The organism is Micromonospora sp. WMMD734 (genome assembly GCF_049178975.1).
Taxonomy (GTDB): Bacteria; Actinomycetota; Actinomycetes; order Mycobacteriales; family Micromonosporaceae; genus Micromonospora; species Micromonospora wenchangensis.
Genome location: NZ_JBMHMK010000001.1, coordinates 1,058,492 through 1,079,629, shown reverse-complemented (window position 1 = coordinate 1,079,629; position 21,138 = coordinate 1,058,492). Strand labels below are relative to the sequence as shown.

14 protein-coding genes are annotated in these 21,138 nt (G+C 71.8%); 6 read left to right on the top strand and 8 right to left on the bottom strand.

The genetic code is table 11. The features are described 5' to 3' along the window. Positions 1-3 precede the first annotated feature (3 nt). The 4 genes from ACN267_RS04715 to ACN267_RS04700 are packed head-to-tail and all read right to left on the bottom strand — an operon-like array spanning position 4 to position 4,681. Positions 4-1,188, bottom strand: coding sequence for a substrate-binding domain-containing protein (locus ACN267_RS04715; protein ID WP_281896254.1), 1,185 nt, complete (start codon positions 1,186-1,188; stop codon positions 4-6). 12 nt (positions 1,189-1,200) lie between these two features. Next, complete coding sequence (locus tag ACN267_RS04710) at positions 1,201-2,184, bottom strand: ABC transporter permease (protein ID WP_204961778.1); 984 nt, start codon at positions 2,182-2,184, stop codon at positions 1,201-1,203. Between the two features lie 2 nt (positions 2,185-2,186). Continuing rightward, positions 2,187-3,143, bottom strand: coding sequence for an ABC transporter permease (locus tag ACN267_RS04705; RefSeq protein WP_421488015.1), 957 nt, complete (start codon positions 3,141-3,143; stop codon positions 2,187-2,189). A 32-nt stretch (positions 3,144-3,175) separates the two neighbouring features. Then, complete coding sequence (locus ACN267_RS04700; protein ID WP_204961776.1) at positions 3,176-4,681, bottom strand: sugar ABC transporter ATP-binding protein; 1,506 nt, start codon at positions 4,679-4,681, stop codon at positions 3,176-3,178. A gap of 522 nt (positions 4,682-5,203) precedes the next feature. On the opposite strand from ACN267_RS04700, the gene ACN267_RS04695 reads away from it, so the two are divergent. After that, positions 5,204-8,758 carry a ThuA domain-containing protein gene (locus tag ACN267_RS04695; RefSeq protein ID WP_281896245.1) on the top strand — a complete coding sequence of 1,185 codons (3,555 nt, stop codon included), beginning with the start codon at positions 5,204-5,206 and terminating at the stop codon, positions 8,756-8,758. A 297-nt stretch (positions 8,759-9,055) separates the two neighbouring features. On the opposite strand, the gene ACN267_RS04690 is transcribed toward ACN267_RS04695, so the two are convergent. After that, a complete protein-coding gene (locus ACN267_RS04690; protein WP_281896243.1) occupies positions 9,056-10,588 on the bottom strand; it encodes a non-reducing end alpha-L-arabinofuranosidase family hydrolase in 1,533 nt (510 codons plus the stop codon). A gap of 499 nt (positions 10,589-11,087) precedes the next feature. Here ACN267_RS04690 and ACN267_RS04685 point away from each other — a divergent pair, with 499 nt between their 5' ends. Beyond that, entirely contained in the window at positions 11,088-12,413 is a 1,326-nt protein-coding gene (locus tag ACN267_RS04685; protein WP_281896239.1) for a sensor histidine kinase, read from the top strand. A gap of 55 nt (positions 12,414-12,468) precedes the next feature. After that, positions 12,469-13,149 carry a response regulator transcription factor gene (locus ACN267_RS04680; protein WP_204961772.1) on the top strand — a complete coding sequence of 227 codons (681 nt, stop codon included), beginning with the start codon at positions 12,469-12,471 and terminating at the stop codon, positions 13,147-13,149. 43 nt (positions 13,150-13,192) lie between these two features. On the opposite strand, the gene ACN267_RS04675 is transcribed toward ACN267_RS04680, so the two are convergent. The 3 genes from ACN267_RS04675 to ACN267_RS04665 are packed head-to-tail and all read right to left on the bottom strand — an operon-like array spanning position 13,193 to position 16,954. Next, positions 13,193-13,957, bottom strand: a complete 765-nt coding sequence (locus ACN267_RS04675; protein WP_281896238.1) for an enoyl-CoA hydratase-related protein — start codon at positions 13,955-13,957, stop codon at positions 13,193-13,195. A 16-nt stretch (positions 13,958-13,973) separates the two neighbouring features. Next, positions 13,974-15,311: a hypothetical protein gene (locus tag ACN267_RS04670; protein WP_421488014.1), complete on the bottom strand. Its 1,338-nt coding sequence runs from the start codon at positions 15,309-15,311 to the stop codon at positions 13,974-13,976. Continuing rightward, entirely contained in the window at positions 15,308-16,954 is a 1,647-nt protein-coding gene (locus ACN267_RS04665) for an amino acid adenylation domain-containing protein (protein WP_204961770.1), read from the bottom strand. The genes ACN267_RS04670 and ACN267_RS04665 overlap by 4 nt, the downstream gene beginning before the upstream one ends. A 474-nt stretch (positions 16,955-17,428) precedes the next feature. Here ACN267_RS04665 and ACN267_RS04660 point away from each other — a divergent pair, with 474 nt between their 5' ends. From ACN267_RS04660 to ACN267_RS04650, 3 genes are read left to right on the top strand one after another with little or no spacing between them, the layout of a single operon-like run. Next, positions 17,429-18,496 (top strand): sugar ABC transporter substrate-binding protein, encoded by a 1,068-nt coding sequence (locus ACN267_RS04660; RefSeq protein WP_204961769.1) that lies wholly within the window; start codon positions 17,429-17,431, stop codon positions 18,494-18,496. Continuing rightward, positions 18,493-20,034 carry a sugar ABC transporter ATP-binding protein gene (locus ACN267_RS04655; protein WP_204961768.1) on the top strand — a complete coding sequence of 514 codons (1,542 nt, stop codon included), beginning with the start codon at positions 18,493-18,495 and terminating at the stop codon, positions 20,032-20,034. Before ACN267_RS04660 ends, ACN267_RS04655 begins: the two co-directional genes overlap by 4 nt. Further along, entirely contained in the window at positions 20,027-21,064 is a 1,038-nt protein-coding gene (locus tag ACN267_RS04650; protein WP_421488013.1) for an ABC transporter permease, read from the top strand. The genes ACN267_RS04655 and ACN267_RS04650 overlap by 8 nt, the downstream gene beginning before the upstream one ends. Positions 21,065-21,138: the final 74 nt, after the last annotated feature.

Here is a 21,138-nt window from a genome sequence, read left to right as displayed (position 1 = left end):
GGCCTACTTCCAGCGCTGCGGGTAACCGGGCAGGTCGGTGCAGCCGCACATCGCGTAGTGCAGCGGCGGCATGCCCGGGTCCAGGTACCGGTCCAGGTTGTCCTGGGTGATGGTCGGCTGGGGCAGCTTCCACGGGTTGGCCACCTGCTGCCCGTCGAGGATGCGCAGCGCCGCGATGACCGGCGTACGCCACTGGTACGTCGGGTACGTCGGCGCGATCGCGGTCAGGCCCTTGTCCTTCCACACCTTCAGGAAGTCGAGCTGGTCCTCCCCGTTGATCGGCGGCACCGGCTTGCCCGCGTCCTGGAACGCCTCGACGGCCGCGACGGCGACCGCGCCGGCGTCCATCCACACGCCGTCGATGGTGCCGTACCGCTGGAGGTAGTCGTCGACGATCTTCTTGGTCTTGGCCGGGTCGCCGTCGGTGAACTCGACCCCCACCACGTCGACCTTCGCCTTGTCGAACGCCACCTTCGCCGCCGACCAGCGGGTCTCCAGCACGTCGACGCCGGGCAGGATGCGCAGGGCGAGGACCTTACCGCCCGGCTTGATCTTCTGGCTGACGAACTCCGCCCCGACGTGGCCGAAACCGTAACCGCCGATCGGGTTGATGAACGTCACCGGGCACTTCGTGCTGACCCCACGGTCGAACACGACCACCGGCAGGCCGGCCTTGCAGGCCGCCTCGACGGCCGGGGTGAGCGTGGCGGTGGTGTTCGGCGAGACGATCAGCGCGTCGCAGCCCTTGCCGAGCAGGTCGTTGATGTCGGCGATCTGCTTCTGGTCCTTGCCCTCGGCGTCGACGTGCACGAACTCACTGATCCGGCTGCCCTGCGCGGCCACCTCCGCCTGCATGGTCTTGAACCCGACCTGCCGCCACGGGTTGTTCAGCGCCGCGTTCGAGAAGCAGAGCTTGTGCGGGCCGGCCTTCTTGAACGTCGTGGTGTCCACCATGGTCGGGTTGAGCATCTGCTCCCACGGCTTGTCCGCCGGGCCGGTCGGGGTCGCGCCGAGCAGCGCCAACTCGGCGTCGTAGTCGGCCTGCACGAAGAACTTCGACTGCTCCCCGGTGCCCGAACCGGCGGCCGAGGTGGAACCGCCGCCCGGCCCTCCGCCCGGTTCGTCGGTGGCGCAGGCGGTCAGGGACAGCAGGGTGACGGCGGCCAGCGCCGCCAGGCAACGTCGCACTATGGTTTCCCCTTATCGTGACGAAGAACGGGTAGCCGAGACCGCCACGGCGAGCAGGATGATCGCGCCCTGGACGGTGGACCTGAGGGCGCCGGAGACGCCGTAGAAGTTCATCAGGGCGAAGAGCAGTTCGAGGCTGAGCGCGCCGAGCATCGCGCCGACGACCGAGCCACGGCCCCCGCCGAGCGCCACGCCACCGAGCACCACCGCGGTGATCGCCCCGAACTCCAGGCCCGCCCCGGCCTGGAAGGACACCCCGCTGTAGCCGCCGAGCAGGATCGCCGCCACGGCCGCCGCGAGCCCGCTGAGGACGAAGGCGACCGTCCGGGTACGCCAGACGCGCACCCCGCTCAGCTGCGCGGTGCGCGGGTTGTCGCCGACGGCCAGCAGGGTCCGGCCGAAGTCCGACCGCATCAGCAGGACCGCGAGCGCCGCGACGACCACCAGGACCAGCAGCGCGTACGGCATCCGGCCGAGCAGCGGCACGTCCTCGATCGCCCGCCTGCCGAACCGGCGGAACTCCTCGGAGAGGCCACCCTTCGGCGCGCCGTCCGACCACAGGTAGACCGCGCCGACCAGGATCAGGAACATGCCCAGCGTGGTGATGAACGACGGCACCCGCAGGCGCGTCGTGACCAGGCCGTTGACCAGCCCGACCAGCGCGCCGAAGACGAGCAGGAGCAGCACCACCGGCCAGGTCCGGGCCGGATCGCTGTCGATCAGCCGGGCCGCCACCACCACCTGCGCGGTGACCAGTGAGCCCACCGACAGGTCGAACTCACCGGAGACGATCACGAAGTACTGGCCGGCGGCCAGCAGGATGACCGGCGCCGACCGGCCGAGGAAGGACATCAGCGACGGCGGGTCGAGGAAGTCGGGCTGCCGGATGCCGACGAGCACCAGCAGCACCGCGAGGAGGGCCAGGATCGGCAGCACCCCGCCGGGGCGCAGCCGGACGCGACGCGGTGACGACGGACGACGCTGGACGAGCTGCATGGCTAGGACGCCGCCTTCCGCAGGGCCCGACGGGCGTAGACGGCGACCGCGGCGATGATCACCACGCCGCGGATCACCTGCTTGAAGAAGGCGTCCACCTCAAGCTGGTTGAAGATCGCGTCGATGCTGGCGAGCAGCAGCACCCCGCCGACCGTGCCGACGACCCCGCCCCGCCCACCGGCGAGCGCGGTCCCGCCGATCACCACCGCGGCGATCGACTCCAGGTCGTAGAGGCCCTCGGTGCCCACCCGGGGCGCACCCGAACCGAGCCGGCTGGCCAGGTAGATCCCGGCCAGCCCGGCACACAGCGAGCACAGCACGTGCGCGGCGACGAGGACCCGGTCGTTGCGGACCCCGGAGAGCCGGGCCACCTCCGGATCGCCGCCCACGGCGACCAGATGGTGCCCGAAGCGGGTCCGTGCCAGCGCGAACCAGACCACCCCGGTCAGCGCCAGCAGCAGCAGGAACGACAGCGGCACCGGGCCGACCCGCTGGTAGCCCAGCGACTGCACCAGCGCGGGCGAGGTGGTCCCGGCCGGGCCGTCGTAGTTGCTGTCGAGGTACCCCTTGAGCAGCAGCCCGACGCCGAGGGTGGCGATGAACGCGTTGACCCGGAACCGGGTCACGAGCAGCCCGTTGAGCAGCCCCACCCCGGCGCTGACCGCGAGCGCCAGACCGACCGCCGGCAGCAGCGCGCCGTCGCTGCCGTTCATCGTCTCGGCCGCGACCAGGGTGCTCAGACTGATCACGTACGCCACCGAGAGGTCCAGCGAACCACCGAGGATGACCAGCGTCTGGCCGACGGCGACGAGCCCGAGACCGGCCGCGACGTGCAGCAGGCTCACCGTCGTAGCCTGGTTGAACAGCTGCCCGCCGTCGACCAGGACGACCAGCCAGCCGACCGCCAGGGTGAGCCCCAGCGCCACGAACACGCCCGGCATCCGACGTCGGACCGGCAACAACGACAGCAAACCCGGCTCACTCCTCGCGCTCACCGGTCGGCCTCCGGGGCGTGGCCGACGGCGAGGGCCACGACGTCCTCCTCGGTGGCGTCGGCGGGGAGTTCGCCGGCTATCCGGCCGTCGCGCATGACGACGATCCGGTCGCTCATCCCCAGCAGCTCGGGCAGGTCCGACGAGATCATCAGCACCGCCGCGCCGTCGCGGGCCAGCCGGCGGACGAGGTCGTGGATGGCCGACTTCGCCCCCACGTCGATGCCCCGGGTCGGCTCGTCGAACAGCAGCACCCGGGGGTCGAGCGCCAGCCAGCGGGCCAGCACCACCTTCTGCTGGTTGCCGCCGGACAGGAAACGGATCTCCTGGTCGTCGCCGGCGGCGCGGACCTCGACGGCGGCGAGCAGGTCACGGACCCGGCGGGTGCGGGCGGCGTGACCGGACCGGGCCGGGAAGACGGCCCGGCCGGCGAGCAGCGCGTTGTCGAGCACCGACTGCCGGGGCACGATCCCCTCGCCCTTGCGGTCCTCGGTGACGTAGGCGATGCCGGCCCGCACGGCGGCGCGGGGTGAACGCAGCCGCACCGGCCGGCCGTCCAGCGTCACGTCGCCGGTGGTGAACGGGGAGACGCCGAACAGCGCACGGGCCAGCGCCGAGCGTCCGGAACCCTGCAACCCGCCGATGCCGAGCACCTCGCCGGCCCGCAGGTCCAGGTCGACGGCGCGCAGCTTCCGGTTGCCCGCGCCGCGGACGGTCAGGCGTACCGGGCCGAGGTCGTCAGGGGCGGCCCGGTCGGGGTAGTAGCTGGACAGTTCCCGACCGACCATGTGCCGGACGAGGTCGTCGGTGGAGGTGTCGGCGGTGTCCACGGTGGTGACCAGGCGGCCGTCCTTGAGGACCGTGATCCGGTCGGACAGGTCGAAGACCTCGGTGAGCCGGTGCGAGACGTACAGCACGCCGATGCCCCGCTGCTGGAGCCGGCGGACCAGCCCGTAGAGCAGCTCGACCTCGTGGTCGGCCAGCGCGGCGGTGGGTTCGTCCATGATGAGCAGCCGGGCGTCCAGGGCGAGCGCCTTGGCGATCTCGACGACCTGCTGCTGGGCGACGCCGAGCCGCCCCACCCGGGTGTCGGCGGCCAGGTCGGTCTCCCCGATCGCGGCGAGCAGGCTGCGGGTGTGCTCCCGCATCGCCCGCCGGTCGACCAGCCCGTGCCGCACCGGCTCGTGTCCGAGATGGACATTTTCGGCGACGGTACGCTCCGGCAGCAGGTTGAACTCCTGGTGGATGATGCCGATCCCGGCCCGCTGTGCGTCGCGGGGGCCCCGGAGGACCCGGCGTGCACCGGCCACCTCGATGCTGCCCGTGTCCGGGGCGTACCCGCCGGAGACGATCTTCATGAGGGTGGACTTGCCGGCCCCGTTCTCACCGACGACGGCGTGCACCTCGCCCGGTGCGACGTCGAGGTCGATCCCGTCGAGCACGCGTACCCCGAGGAAGGACTTGCCGATACCCCGGAGGGTCAGCAGCGGCGGCGGATCGGGCATCCCGGAAACCCTCACTGAAAGTAGTCATCGGCGTGGTCGATGTTCCGCGTCCGACACGGTCGGACTGCCGGACGGTGAACTTTCGCTGTCCCTCGTGAGCGCTTACGTCGCCAAGGAGCAAACTTTCCTTGACATCGACGAAACATCACACGTATGAAGATAGATGTTTCGATGCTTCTCCACAATCCTCGATCTTCGCGCGCCGCCGGTCCGGGCACCCGAGCAGCGTCGACACCGGGTCGAGGGTCGACGCGCGCCCGCAGCCGGATCGTCGAAACATCGAACCTTACCCCATCCATTGACAGCTATCGATGACTGACCCATCCTGGCCTCGCGGCCCACCGGGCGGGCACATCACCGACGTCACTCTGCGCGACGAAATGCGGGGCGGACGGCCGTTGCGGCGGACGGCCCGCCGACCCCGGCAGCACGCCCGCGCCCGCCACGCGTCCCGGCGTCCACCGGACGCGCGGACGGGCCGTGGTCGCCACCGGAAATTCCCGCCGACACCTAGGAGACGGCATGCGTCGCACCACGTTGCTCATCGGCATGATCGCCGGGCTGTTACTGTCGCTCGGACTCGCACCACCCGCGTCGGCGGCCCCGGCCTTCCGCGCCCTGCTGTTCACCAAGACGGTGGGCTACCGGCACGACTCGATCCCCGCCGGGATCAGCATGTTCCAGCAGCAGGCGGCGGCGAACAACTTCGAGCTGGTGCAGACCGAGGACTCCAGCGTCTTCACCGCGGCCAACCTGGCCACCTTCGACGTGATCATCATGTTCCAGACCTCCGGCATGGTCTGGACCTCGGCGGCCCAGCGGCAGGCCGTGGAGGGCTACCTGGCCAGCGGCAAGGGCATCGTCGGCATCCACAACGCCCTGGACATGGGCATCGAGGGCGAGTACCCCTGGTGGGACCAGACCCTCAACGGCGGCGCCCACATGCCCGAGCACTCCCCCGGCGTACTGCCCGGCACCGCCATCGTCGCCGACAAGCAGCACCCGTCGACCACCGGCCTGCCGGACCGGTGGAACCGCAGCGAGGAGTGGTACAACTTCGACACCAACCCGCGCGGCAACGTGCACGTGTTGGTGACCGCCGACGAGCGGACGTACAACCCGGGGTCCCGGGCGATGGGCCCGGACCACCCGATCTCCTGGTGCCGCACCGCCGCCGGCGGGCGGGTGTGGGCCACCGCGATGGGCCACGCGATCGACTCCTACAGCGAGACGAACTTCCGCAACCACGTGCTCGGCGGGGTGAAGTGGGCCGCCGGCAACCTGCCCGGCGACTGCGGCGGCACCGTGTGGGGCAACTTCGAGAAGCGCACCCTGGACGACAACACGGTCGACCCGATGGCGCTGAACGTACTGCCCGACGGCCGGGTCATGTACGTCCAACGCGGCGGCCAGGTCAAGATCTTCAAGCCGGCCACCAACAGCACCGTCACCGCCGCCACCCTGAGCGTCTACACCGGCGGCGAGGACGGTCTCACCGGCATGGCGATCGACCCGAACTTCGCCACCAACGGCTATGTGTACCTCTACCACTCGCCGGCGAGCAGCAGCACCGACGTCAACCGCGTCTCCCGCTACACGCTGTCCGGTGACACCCTCAACCTGTCCACCGAGGCCCGGATCATCGACATCCCGGCGTACCGGGACCGCACCTTCCCCGAGCCCGGCCACACCGGCGGCTACATCGACTTCGGCCCGGACGGGAACCTCTACATCGGCACCGGTGACGACACCCCGCCGAACCTCGACCCCAACTGGCAGGGCTACGCGCCGCTGGACTGGCGGGCCGGCAAGTCCAACCTCGACGCCGCCCGCAGCGCCGGCAACACCAACGACCTGCGGGGCAAGCTGTTGCGCATCCGCCCGTCGGACAGCGGCGGCTACACGATCCCGACCGGCAACCTCTACCCCCAGGGTACGGCGCAGACCCGGCCGGAGATCTACGCGATGGGCTTCCGCAACCCGTTCCGGTTCTCGATCGACCCGGCCAACGGCTGGGTCTACCTGGCCGACTACGGGCCGGACCGCAACCCGCCCACCACCAACCGCGGCCCCGAGGGCCTGGTCGAACTCAACGTGATCAAGTCGCCAGGCAACTACGGGTGGCCGTTCTGCCACGGCGACAACCAGCCCTACGCGCCGTTCAATCCGGACACCGGGGTGGTCGGCGCGAAGTTCAACTGCAACGCCCCGGTCAACAACTCCCCCAACAACACCGGCCTGACCAGCCTGAAGCCAGTCGTCGCCCCCAACATGTGGTACGGCTACGGCACCTCGCCGAACTTCCCGGAGCTGGGCTCCGGCGGCTCCGGCCCGATGGGTGGCCCGGTCTACCGCTACGACCCGGCGAACCCGTCGGCCACCAAGTTCCCGCCCTACTACGACGGGGTGCACTTCTTCTACGAGTGGTCGCGCAGCTACCTCAAGGAGGTGCACTTCGACTCGGCGACGGCGGTGACCCGCACCAACACGTTCCTGCCCGGCGGGCGGTTCAACAAGCCGATGGACCTGGAGTTCGGCAAGGACGGCTCGCTCTACGTGCTGGAGTGGGGCACCAACTTCGGCGGCGGCAACAGCGACTCCGGGCTGTACCGGATCGACTACATCCAGGGCGGCCGGTCGCCGATCGCCAAGGCCGTCGGGACGCCCACCAGCGGCCTCGCCCCGCTGAACGTCCAGTTCAGCAGCGCCGGCACGGCCGACCCGGACCCGGGCAACACGCTGAGCTACCAGTGGACGTTCGGCGACGGCACCACCTCGACGGCGGCCAACCCGTCGCACGTCTACACCACCAACGGCAACTACACGGCGCAGTTGAAGGTCACCGACAACACGGGTAAGACAGGCTTCGCCAACGTCCAGATCACCGTCGGGAACACCGCACCGGTGGTCACCATCACCACCCCGGCCAACGGCGGCATGCTCACCTTCGGCGACAAGGTGTCGTACCAGATCAGCGTCACCGACCCGGACGGCGGCACCGTCGACTGCACCAAGGTGGTCGTCAACCCGGCGCTGGGCCACGACGACCACGCCCACGAGACCACCGAGTACCCGGGCTGCTCGGGCACCATCTCCACCGACCTGCTCGGCGGGCACCCCGACGGCGCGAACCTGTTCTACGTGCTCAACGCCCGCTACACCGACAGCGGCGGCCCCGGCGGCGCGTCTCCGCTCACCGGCACCGCGCAGGCGATCCTGCAACCCAAGCACAAGCAGGCCGAGTACTTCAGCAGCCAGTCCGGCATCCGGGTGGTCGACCAGGCCGCCGCGGAGAGCACCAAGCGGGTCGGTGACATCTCCAACAACGACTGGATCGCGTTCACCCCGATGAGTCTGTCGGGCATCTCGACGGTCAGCTACCGGCTGTCGTCGCCGTCCGGTGGCGGCACGATCGAACTGCGGGCCGACTCGCCGACCGGCACGCTGCTGGCCACCACACCGGTGCCGAGCACCGGGGGCTGGGACAACTACCAGTCCACCGCGCCGGTGAGCGTGGCCGCGTTGTCCGGGACGCACCCGCTGTACCTGGTGTTCAAGGGCAGCACGAACAACTGGTTCGACCTCGACTCGCACACCTTCGGCGGGGCGGGTGTCGGCGTGCCCGGCACCGGAACCGGCACCGGCGTGGCAGGGAAGACCTGGACGCTCACCGCGCTGCACAGCGGCAAGCTGATGGACGTCAGCGGCGTCTCCACCGCCGACGGCGCGCAGCTCACCCAGTGGGCGGCTACCGGCGGCAACAACCAGAAGTGGCAGGCCGTGGACGCCGGTAACGGGGCGGTCTACCTCAAGGCGGTGCACAGCAACAAGTGCGCCGAGGTGATCGGCGGCTCCACCACCGCAGGGGCGTTCCTCCAGCAGGCCACCTGCACCAACGGCAACCAGCAGAAGTTCACCGCGACGGCGACCACGACCGCCGGGGTCTACACGGTGCGCAACGTGCAGAGCGGGCTCTGCCTGGACGTCAACGGCGCCGCCACCACCGACGGCGCCCGCCTGTTGCAGTGGACCTGTCACGGGGCGAGCAACCAGCAGTGGCGGTTCACCCAGGTGTGACGAACGGTCCATCGCCGTCGCGGCGGCGGTAGGCCGGGAGGGCCGGCTCCGGATGTCGGAGCCGGCCCTCTGCGCTCGCGTCGGGCCCCGCCCACCCCGGGCGGTAGGCGGGCCATCCCGGTCCGGGCCGACAGGTCGGTACCCCGTGACCAGGGTTTCGGCGGGTAGACGGTGATCGGCAGGGCCCGGGGTGCGGGCCCTGCCGATCGGTGGTGCGCAGGTCGTTCCGGTGGCCCGGTCTGTCCCGGGCCACCGGCGGACCTCAGGAACCCCCGAGGTCCGCCGGTGTGCGCATGCTCAGCGCTGCCGGGTGAGCAGGCCCGGCCGGTAGGGCAGCAGGCCGTAGTCGACGCCGTCGGAGCTGGGCGACCGGCCCTGGTAGAGCAGTTGCAGGTTGCACGGGTCGATGGTCATGGTCTGGTCGGCGCTGGTGCGCAGCAGCTCGCCGTGGCTGATGTCGTTGGTCCAGGTGGCACCGCTGTTGACCTTGCCCGCGAACGGGTTGTTGTAGGTCGCCGCGTTCGGCGTCCAGGTGCCGTTCAGGCTGGTCGCCGTGAACGAGCGGAAGTAGCGCTCCCAGGAGCTGGTCCGGGCCTCGACGATCATCAGGTACTGGTTCTGGCCCGCGACCTTGTAGACCTGCGGCGCCTCGAACAGGTTTTCCGAGGTGTCGCTCATGATGGTCGTGTAGCTGGAGCCGAAGTTGCCGGGGAAGTTCCCGATCGGCATGCTGGCCCGGTAGATCTTGCCGTTGTCACCGGCGAAGAACAGGTACATGTTCTGACTGTCGGCGATCAGGGCCTGGTCGATCGGGCCGGTGCCGGAGCCGGAGATGCTGCCGGTGAACATCGTCTGGGCGGGGCCCCAACCGTTCGGGTTGGTCGGGTCGGTCGACGTGCGGTAGGAGAACGCCGCGCCGCCCCACTGGTAGGCGAGCACCCAGATGTTCTTCGGTGCGAAGTAGAACAGCGACGGCGCGACGGTGCCCTGGCTCATGGTGTTCTGCGACGCCGAGCCGAGCTGGTTGAGGTTGTCGACCAGGCCGAAGTTCATCGACCCCCACGAGCTGCCGAAGTCGTGCGTGGTGGCGTAGACGAGCTGCTTGCCGTTGTACGGGGCGACGGTGAAGTCCTTCAGCGACACCCAGCCCGACTTCGGGGTGGCCAGCGGACCCGTCGACGACCACCGGTACGACGACGGCAGCGTGCAGTTGCCGCTCGGCGGCGGGGTCGTGGGCGGCGGGGTGGTGGTGCCACCGAGCTTGACGAGTTGCCACTGCTGGTTGGTGCCGTTCCAGTCGGCGTACTGCACGATGTTGGCGCCGTCGGCGGTGGACGCGCCCTGCACCTCGACGGCCTTACCGCTGTTCCGGTTGATCAGTTGGATGTAGCCGTCGATGTCCTGGATGCTGAACTGCTGGTTGGTGCCGTTGTTGTCGGTCCACTGCACGATCGGTCCGCCGTCGGCGGTCGACTTGCCGGAGACGTCGAGCACCTTGCCGGACAGCTTCGACTTCAACCGGTAGTAGCCGCCGCCGGAGTCGACGAACTGCCACTGCTGCTGGCTGCCGTCGTTACGGGTCCACTGGACGATCCGGGCCCCGTCGGTGGTGGCCAGGTTGTAGACGTCGAGGGCCTTGCCGCTGTTGCGGTTGACCAGCACGTACGACGCGCCGGTGTCGATCGTGGCGGCGGCGGCCTCCGTCTCGGTGGCCGCGACGACGACGCCACCGCTCAGGGCGGTCACGAGCGCGGTGGCCGCCGACAGCAGCCAGCGCCGACGGCCGGGACTGCGGGGAGCCGGGCTGGGATGGTCAGCCGGGAGGTGCATGGGGGTGCTCCTTCATGAGGACGGGTGGCCCCTGCGCGGCGGCCCCCGGTGACGTCGTCGCCGAGGGCCTGGGTGGTCTGACCGACCCGCGCTCCATGGACGGAACCGGAGACGACCGGCAATTGTGAACGCTCACATCGACCGGCGCGGAGTCGGGCACATGCATGATCGGTTTGGTGGGGGCGAACGGACCGGCAGGGGTTCCATTCAGATCCGGCGATGTTACCAGAGGGTTTCCGACGGCTCAAGAGCTGGTCCGGGCACCCATCCAGGTCCGCACCGCGCGGCAGGGGCCACCCACGGGGCGACCTTCACGGCCGCGATGTTAACGCTCACTCTCCGGGTACCCCGGTTCGGGAGACGCCGGAACTCCTCCGCCACCCGGCAGGCGACGGAGATCCCTTCCGATCCGGTGCGCGATGTGCCATCTTCGATGAATGCGGGTCAATGGCCGGGCAGGTGGACGAGGTCGCAGCCGCGGGCACGGGGCGGCGGCCCGGTGCCGCTGACCGGCCGGACACGGCCGGCGACCCACGCCCGGCCACGGACCGGGCTGGCCGTCGGCCTGCTGGTCGTCGCTCTGCTGGCGGTGGCCGGCGGGGTCGGCTACGCCGCCCTGGTGCACGTCCAGCAGGCCCGGATCCGCCACGAACTGGACTGGGCCATGGTGCATGGCCGCCCGGCCGACCCGTCCGGCTGCACCTGGATCTTCGGCGGCGCGAGCGACACCGGTCACGGTGGCGCGCCGCCGGCCGGGTTCCCGGAACACGGGGCGATCCACACCGTGGCCCGCACCGGCCGCCCCCAGGTCGGGCAGGTCGCCCGCAACGGCACCGTCTACCACCTGCGTACCCAGTGGCGCGACGGCGAGGTCGTCCAGGTGGTCTTCGACGCCCGCTTCCAACTCGCCGAACGGCGTTACCTGCTGTGGGCGGTGTCGACCGCCGCGCTGGCCGTCCTGGTCGCGGCGACCGCGACCGACCTGCGGCTACGTCGCCGGTCGGTGCTGCCGCTGGCCGAGGCGCTCGACCGGCAACGCCGCTTCGTCGCCGACGCGAGCCACGAGCTGCGCGCCCCGATCACCCGGGTGCACACGGCGGCCCAGTTGCTGGCCCAGCGGACGACCGGCGCGGCGCACGACGCGGACCGGCAGGATCTGGACCGGCTGCTGCACACCACCAGGCGGCTCGGGGAGATCGTCGACGAGTTGCTCCTGTCGGCCCGGCTGGCCGACCCGGCGGCGATGACCCGGCCGCCGGCCACAGTCGACCTCGCCGCGCTGGTCGTCGAGGCGATCGGGGCCGACGCGCCGCGCGCCGCCGCCCTCGGGGTGACGCTCGGGGTGACCGGCGCGGACCACCCGGTGCCGGTGCACGGTGTCGGGCCCGCACTGCACCGGGTGGTGGCGGAACTGCTGGCGAACGCCCTGCACCACACGCCGGCCGGCGGGCGGGTGCAGGTGCGGTTACGCCCGGCCGGCGCGGACCGGATCGAGCTGCTGGTCAGCGACTCCGGCCGGGGATTCGACCCCCGGTACGCCGGCCGGATCTTCGACCGGTTCCACCGGGGGCCCGACGCCGGGGACCGCCGGGCCGGGCTCGGGCTGGCGCTGGTCCGCGAGGTGGTCACCGCGCACGGCGGCACGATCAGCGCCACCGGCCGGCCCGGGGCGGGCGCCACCTTCACCGTACGGCTGCCGGTGGCCGACCCGGGGCGGGCCGGTGGCCCACCGACGGACGGCGACCCGGTCGGCGGCCGGTGGCCCCTGCGCTGGTGGGCGGGCCGGGACCGGGCGGGCGGGGAACGCGCGACCAGCAGATTCTGACTGGCGAGAAATTCCACCGGTCAACCTTCTGCCGTTTCGGTGCGACCATGAACGGATGACCGACCCGTCACCCCCGGCGCACGGCCCGTTGCTCCTGGTCGAGGACGACGCGGAACTGGCCGACATGCTGGTCGAGCTGTTCCGTCGGGCGGGGTACCCGATCGACCTGGCCCGCGACGGTCAGCGGGGTCTGCACCTGGCGCTGCGCGGCCCCTACCAGGTGATCATGTTGGACCGGCGGCTGCCCGCCATCGACGGGGTCGACCTGCTCGTCCGGCTGCGGCGACGCTCCGTCGCCGCCCGGGTGCTGATGCTCAGCGCGCTCGGCGACCTCGACGAACGCATCCGGGGCCTCGACGCGGGCGCCGACGACTACCTGCCCAAACCGTTCGAGGTGACCGAGCTGATGGCCCGGGTCCGGGCGTTGACCCGCCGCCGCTTCGACGGGGCCGAACTGATTCCCATCGGGGCCGGTCAGCTCGACCTGGCCCAGCGCGGGGTACGGCTGCCCGACGGGCGGGAGGTGACGCTCAGCGGCCGGGAGTTCGAGCTGATCCGGCTGCTCGCCAGCCAACCCCGGATGGTGCACAGCCGCAGCCAGCTCCGCGGACACGTGTTCGGCGCGGACCGCACCGAGGCGGTGGTCGACACGTACGTGCACTACCTGCGGCGCAAGCTCGGCGACCGGGTGGTGCGCACCGTGCACGGCCTCGGCTACCAGATCGGCGCCCTGTGAGCCGGCCGCCCGGGACCCGACGGGCCCCGGGCGGCGCGGTGGCTCAGCGGCCCACGAACCGGGCCTGGCGTTTCTCCAGGAAGGCGGCCATCCCCTCGCGCTGGTCCTCGGTGGCGAACAGGGCGTGGAAGGCCCGCCGCTCGAACAGCACCCCGGCCTGCACCCCCACTTCCTCGGCCTGGCGGACCGCCTCCCGGGCCAGCATCGTCGCGAGCTTCGGATACCCGGCCACCACCGCCGCCGCGGCCTTCGCCTCGGCCAGCAGCCGGTCCGTCGGCACCACCCGGGACACCAGGCCCCACCGGTACGCCTGCGCCGCGTCGAGCTGCCGACCGGTGAGCACCAGGTCCATCGCCCTGGCCGGGCCGATCAGCCGGGTCAGCCGCTGGGTGCCGCCGATGCCGGGCATCACCCCCAGCCGCAGCTCCGGCTGCCCGAACCGGGCGTTGTCCGCCGCGAAGATCAGGTCACACATCATCGCCAGCTCGCACCCGCCGCCGAGGGCGTAACCGGCCACCGCCGCGATCTTCGGGGTACGCAGCGCGGCGAACGCGTCCCAACCGGCGAAGTGGTCGTCCAACGCCACGTCCAGGAAGGACTTCCCGGCCATCTCCCGGATGTCCGCCCCGGCCGCGAAGACCTCGTCCGAGCCGGTGAGCACGAAACAGCCCACCCCCGGGTCGCGGTCCAACGGGCGCAGCGTCTCGACCAGTTCGGTCAGCAGCGCCGTGTCCAGCGCGTTGCGCGCCTCGGGCCGGCACAACCGCACCGTGACCACCCGGTCATCCTTCTCCACGGTGACCCTCATCGTCGCCTCCCTCTCCTCAGGAATCCCAGATCGCGCCGTACGCGGGCACCCCGCGTTCCTCCATGCCCCGCACCACCTGCCAGGTCAGTGGGCGGTTCGAGATGCAGATGACCGCCTCGGCGTCGTACCGGCGGCACGCCTGCCAGGCCAGCCGCAGCATGTCGGGCTTGCCGTCGCGGGCGGTGTCCCACAGCAACGCGTCGGGCTGGTGGGCGAGGATCTCGTCGACCAGGTCGTCGCCGAAGGTCTCCCGGTGCCGGCGGGCCACCCAGACCAGGTTCGCCGGCACCTGCCCGGCCAGCAGGTGCGGCAGCACCGGGCCGATCCCGCTGCCGGTCGCCACGTACAGCACCCGGCGGAACAGCGTCTCGATGTTGGCCACCCCGGCGGTGCTGATCCCCTTCACCCAGACCCGGCGCGGCGGGTCGTCGACGAACCGGCCGGTCCAGTCACCGGCCCGGCTCACGGTCAACCGGAACCCGCTACGTCCCGGCGCCGGCACGTTGGCGAAGGAGTGCCACTCCCACAGCGGGCTGCGGCTGACCGCGGTGGACGAGCCGGGGAACGGCGTCACCCCGTGGTCGAAGTGGACCAGCGCCACGTGCGAGGACGGACGCTGCACCAGCACCGGCACCCGGCGCAGCCGCAGCCAGGGCAGGGCGATGCTGACGGTCAGCACCGCGAGCACCCCGCCCGGCGGGGAGGTGGCCAGCGCGGCCGGCCCGCCGGCCAGGAAACCGGCCTGCGCCCAGAGCAGCAGCATGGCCGCCCAGCCGCCGAGGCGGTGGGTGCGCTCGAACAGGTCGTGCCGGCGGGACCGCACCGGTGGCAGCGCGGTGCCGACGACGGCCAGCAGCAGGACGGCCACGGCGTACCCGGTGACCAGTGCCCCCGCCGGGCCGCCGCGCACGGTCAACGCGCCGAGCTGGGCGAGGAACCAGGCGGTGCCGGCCAGCGCCGCGCCGACGTGCAGCCCACCGAAGTGGTAGACCTTGCCCAACGTGGCCCGCACCCGCAGCGGCCAGCTGGTGGGTGCCCGGGTGGCCAGCCGGAACAGCAGATTGATCACGTACTGCTGGCGGATCAGCACGGCCAGCGCGACGTTGCCCAGCGCGGCGGCTCCCAGCGCATCGGCGGCCCCGGGGCCGGGCCACCAGCCGGCGGCCAGCCCGTACGCCAGTAGCGCGGTGTTGCCGGCGAGCACCGCCGCGACGAGCCGGTGGTGGTGCATGAACCGGGGATGGGCCAGCACCCGGCGCAGCGTCGACACCGGCGGGGGAAGCGTGTCGTCGGGGACACCCGCCGGGCCGGTGCGCGGCGGCGTCGACGCGGGTCGCAGACCGGTCGTGCTCACGCCGCCGCCTCCTCGACGTGGGCCCACTGCCACCGCAGGTCGAGGGCGAGCCGGTGCAACGCGTCCCGGTCGACCTTGCCCCGGCCGGTCATCGGCAGTTCCGGCAGCGGGTGCACGGCCGCCGGCACGCAGTAGTAGGGCAGCGCCGCGGCCACCGCCTCCCGGCACCGCTGCGGGTCCAGCTCGGCGGGGGCGACGAAGGAGACCAGGTCCCGGTCGGTGACCCGCAGGGTGACCGCACGCCGGCAGCCCGGCACCGTCTCCAGCACGGTGGAGACCGCGTCCAGCTCCACCCGGAAACCCCTGACCTTCACCTGGTCGTCGGTGCGGCCGAGATGCTCCAGCTCACCGTCCGCGCGCCAGCGGCCCCGGTCACGGGTACGGAACATCAGCCGGTCGCCGCCGAGGAACGGGTCCGGGGCGTACCGCTCGGCGTTGAGCGCGTCGTTGTCCAGGTAGCCGGCGGAGACGCAGTCGCCACCGGCCCACATCTCGCCCACCTCACCGATGCGGCAGGGCCGTCCGTCGGCGTCGAGGACGTAGACGGTGTTGTTCGGGGTCGGTCGGCCGATGGTCAGCGGCGCACCCGGCCGGTGCCGGTGCATGGTGTTGACGATGGTGGTCTCGGTCGGCCCGCAGCAGTTGTAGAACACCCGGCCGGCGGCCCACCGGTCGGCCAGCGGACGCGGGCAGGGCTCCCCCGCCACCGCGACCACCCGCACCCCGGCGCACCGGTCCGGGTCGATCCGGGCGAGCACCGAGGGGGTGGCGACCACCACGTCGGCCCGGGCGGCGGTGGCGGTGAGGTCCCCGTCGCGCACGAGCAGGGTGCCGCCGTTGGCGAGGCAGCCGAGGATCTCCCAGGCGGCCATGTCGAAGGCGATGTTGAGCAGTTGGGCGACCGTCTGTCCGGGCCGTATCCCCAGGTCGCCCGGGGCGGTGAGCAGGATGTTGGCGACGTTGCCGTGGGTGACGGTGACGCCGTTGGGGGTGCCCGTGGTACCCGAGGTGAACAGCACGTAGCAGCCGTCGTCGGCGCGTACCGGACGGTCCGGGACGGGGGCGGTGAGGTGCCCGCCGGGTGGCAGCGGCTCGGCCATCAGCTCGTCGACCGCGAGCCGGGGCACACCGGGCAGCTCCGGCACCGCGTCCAGGGTGGCCGCGGTGGTGAGCAGCACCCGGCAGCGGGCGGTCGAGGCGACCTGGCGCAACTGCGCGGCGGGGGCGATCCGGACGTCCTGCGGTACGTAGGCCGCCCCGGCCTTGAGGGTGGCCAGGATGCCGACCAGCATCGGCAGCGACCGGCTGGTGAACACGCCCACGGTGTCGCCGGTGCGCACGCCGAGGGCGACGAGGTGGGCGGCGAGCCGGTTGGCCTGGCGGTCCAGTTCGCGGTAGCCGATCCGTACCCCGAGGTGCTCGGCGGCGACGGCGTCCGGCGTGGTGGCGGCCCACCTGGCGAACGCCTGGTGGATGCGCAGCTCGGGGGCGGGCACCCGGGGCCCCTGGCCGAACCGGTGGAACAGCCGCCGGTCGCGCGGTGGGAGGTGGTCCAGCAGGCTCGTCCGCCAGCCGTCCGGCCCGGCGGTCAGGAGGCCGACCTGGTGGATGGCGGTGTCGTCGGTGGACTGTCGTACGGACATGGGCCGCTCCTGTTCTGACCGGCCGCCCTGTGCGGCGATCGGAATCGATGCTGGCCAATGCAAATGGGAAATCTCTTAGACCCGTGGCGCGGCAGCCGACCGGGCGGCAGAGGCGCGGACGACACGCCGGAAAACTACTGATTTCGCGGTAACGTTCATCGGGGCGCGGCCACCTCCGCCACCATCCGTGGCACACCGGAGCCGAGGGCGTCCGAGCGGACGCGGCATTGGTACGACGTCTACCGCCGCAGCGCGGGTGCCAGCCCCCGACAAGCCATCCCTGGCCGCACGTGGAAGCCGATGTCAAGGCATTGACGTTACACAATGGAAACTCTAACGTCTGATGTCTCGACCGTGCATGCCGGCACCACCCCACCTCCCACCCACGGAGGGTCTCCGTGTCCCGTCCCCGCACCCGGCATCCGGCGGCGGCCGGACCCGCCGGGCCACTCCCGCAGAAACGGAGCGAACACGATGAACCACGGACGTCTGGTGAGCGCGGGGCTGACGGTGCTGCTCGGCGCGACGGCCGCCCTCACCGCCGGCTGCGGTGACCGGGGGGCCGGGACCGGCGCGGGCGGCGGCAAGCCGCTCATCGGGGTCGACTACCCCCGCTCGGACACCGACTTCTGGAACTCCTACATCAGGTACGTGCCGCAGTCCGCCGGGCAGTTGGGGATCGACCTCAAGACCACCAACTCGCAGAACGACATCGCCAACCTCATCTCGAACACCCAGACCTTCATCAGCCAGGGCGTCAAGGGGGTGGTGATGGCCCCGCAGGACACCGCCGCGATCGCGCCGACCCTGGCCCAGCTGGAGAGCCGCAAGATCCCCGTGGTCACCATCGACACCCGGCCCGACACCGGCACGGTGTTCATGGTGGTCCGCGCCGACAACCGGGCGTACGGGACGAAGGCCTGCCAGTTCCTGGGCAGCAAGCTCGGTGGCCGGGGCAAGGTCGTCATGCTCCAGGGCGGCCTGGACTCCATCAACGGCCGGGACCGCACCGAGGCGTTCAGCGAGTGCATGGCCAAGGAGTTCCCCGGGATCAAGGTCTTCGGGGAGGCGACCGACTGGAAGGCCGACGTCGCGGCGTCGAAGTTGCAGACCCGCTTCGCGTCCGACCCGGACGTCCGGGGTGTCTACATGCAGTCGTCGTTCGCGCTGTCGGGCACCCTGCAGATCCTCAAGCAGCGCGGCCTGCAGGTGCCACCGACCGACCCGAAGCACGTCTTCGTGGTGTCCAACGACGGCATCCCCGAGGAGCTGAAGAACATCGGCGACGGCCTGATCGACGCCACCGTCAGCCAGCCCGCCGACCTGTACGCCCGCTACGGGCTGGAGTACGCCAAGGCGGCGATCGAGGGAAAGACGTTCCGACCCGGCCCCACCGACCACGGCAGCACCATCATCCAGGTACGCGACGGCCTGCTGGAGGACCAGCTCCCGGCACCCCTGGTGACCCTGGACGGCGCACCGGTCGCCGGTCAACCCACGGTGCGGTACGACGACCCCTCGCTGTGGGGCCGACAGGGATGACCACCGCCCCGTACCACCCCGAGGGCGCACCGGCCGACGTCGACCCACCGGTCGTCGAGGCGGTCGACATCACCAAGCGCTTCGGCTCCACGCTCGCCCTGTCCGCAGCGGGGATCACGGTCCGGCGCGGCGAGGTGCACGCGCTGGTGGGCCGCAACGGCGCGGGCAAGTCGACGCTGGTCGGCATCCTGACCGGGTTGCTGGCCGCCGACGACGGGGTGGTCGCCTTCGGCGGCCGTCCCGCGCCGCCGCTGGCCGACCGGAACGCCTGGCGGCAGCGGGTCGCCTGCGTCTACCAGAAGTCGACGATCATCCCCACCCTCACCGTGGCGGAGAACCTGTTCCTCAACCGGCACGCCCGCTCCCGGGCCGGCCTGATCCGCTGGTCGAGCCTGCGGCGGGAGGCGCAGCACCTGCTGGCGCAGTGGTCGGTCGACGTCGACGTCCGCCAGCCGGCCGCGACGCTCTCGGTCGAGCAGCGGCAGTTCGTGGAGATCGCCCGCGCGTTGTCCTTCGGTGCCCGGTTCATCGTCCTGGACGAACCGACAGCCCAGCTCGACGCCGCCGGCATCGACCGGCTGTTCACCCGCATCCGGGACCTGCGCGCGCAGGGGGTGACGTTCCTGTTCATCAGCCACCACCTCCAGGAGATCTACGACCTGTGCGACCGGGTGACGGTCTTCCGCGACGCCCGGCACATCCGCACCGCCCCGGTCGCCGGGTTGAGCCGGCAGGCGCTGGTCGCCGCGATGACCGGGGAGGACGTGAGCATGCCGGCGGCCGACCACCGGCCGCCGGCGTCCGACGCGCCGGTGCTGCTGGCGGTGCGGGACCTGGTCACCGCGTCCGGGGCCCGGCTGTCGGTGCGGGCTCGGGCGGGCGAGGTGGTCGGCATCGCCGGTGGTGGCGGCAGCGGCAAGGTCGAGGTCGCCGAGGCGGTCGTCGGTCTGACCCGCCCGGTGGCCGGGTCGGTCGCCCTGGCCGGTCGGGTGCTGCGGCCGGGCAGCGTGCCCGACGCCCTCGCCGCCGGCGTGGGGCTGGTGCCGCAGGACCGGCACCGGGAGGGCCTGGTGCCGGCGCTGTCGATCGCGGAGAACGTCACGATGACCGTGCCGCAGCGGGTCGGGCGCTACGGACTCGTCTCCCGGGCCCGCCGGGACGCCCTGGCCCGCGAGACGATCGCCGCGCTGACGATCAAGGCGGCCGGGCCGCAGACGCCGGTGGCCGACCTGTCCGGCGGTAACCAGCAAAAGGTCGTGATGGGTCGGGCGTTGGCCAACGATCCCCGGCTGCTGGTGCTGATCACGCCCACCGCCGGGGTCGACGTGCGGTCCAAGCAGACCCTGCTCGGTGTCGTCGAGGATGTCCGCCGCCGGGGCACCGCCGTGCTGGTGGTCTCCGACGAGCTGGACGACCTGCGCATCTGCGACCGGGTGCTGGTGATGTTCCAGGGCCGGGTGGTCGCCGAGATGGCCCGCGGCTGGAGCGACAACGATCTGGTAGCCGCCATGGAAGGGGTGGACCTCCACCATGTCTGACACGCTGTCCACCGGCACGGTGCCGGCGTCGGCACCCCCGCCGACCCGCCCGTCGTCGCGGCGCCTGGCCGTCGCCCGGCTGCGTGACCTGGCGCTGGTGCCGGCGATCGTCGCGGTGGCGATCGTCGGGTGGATCATCAGCCCGGTCTTCCTCAGCACCGACAACATCCTCAACGTGCTGCAGAGCATGTCGGAGATCGCGATCCTGGTGCTGGCCCAGACCATCGTGCTGATCACCGGCAAGATGGACCTGTCGCTGGAGTCCACCTTCGGGCTCGCCCCGGGCATCGCCGCCTGGCTGGTCGTCGACCCGGAGCTGACCCGGGGGCTGGGGCTCGGCCTGCTCCCGGACGCCTGGGCGGTGCCGGTGGCGCTGCTGGTCGGGGCGCTGGTCGGGGCGTTCAACGGGCTGCTCATCGTCCGGTTCGGCCTCAACGGCTTCATCGTCACGCTGGGCATGCTGATCATCCTGCGGGGTCTGCTCACCGGCATCTCCGGCGGGCAGACCTTCTTCGCGCTGCCCGGCTCGATGACGTACCTCGGCTCGACGAGCTGGCTCGGGGTGCCGGCCTCGATCTGGGTGTCGCTGCTGCTGTTCGCCGCCGGCATCGTCGTGCTCGGCCACACCCGCGCCGGCCGCGCCCTGTACGCCATCGGCGGCAACGCCGACGCGGCCCGCGCCGCCGGCATCCGCACCGACCGGGTGCTGTGGGTCGCGCTGGTCGTGGCCAGCGTGCTCGCCGCCCTGGCCGGCCTGCTGATCAGCGGCCGGCTGGCGGCGGTGCCGGCGGCCCAGGGCGACGGCGCGATCTTCCAGGTGTTCGCGGCGGCGGTGATCGGCGGGGTCAGCCTCAACGGCGGCCGGGGCAGTGTCTTCGGCGCGTTCACCGGCGTCCTGCTGCTCTTCCTGATCATCAACGTGTTGACCCTGGCCGGGGTGCCCGCACAGTGGACGAACTTCCTCAACGGCGCGGTCATCCTGGTCGCCCTGGTGGTCTCCCGCATCACCGGTGGCAAGGCGCAGACCTGACCGGCCCACCGGCCGGACCCCGCGCGACCCGCCCACGAGGCGGGCCGCCGACGCATCCGACCCCCTCAACCAGG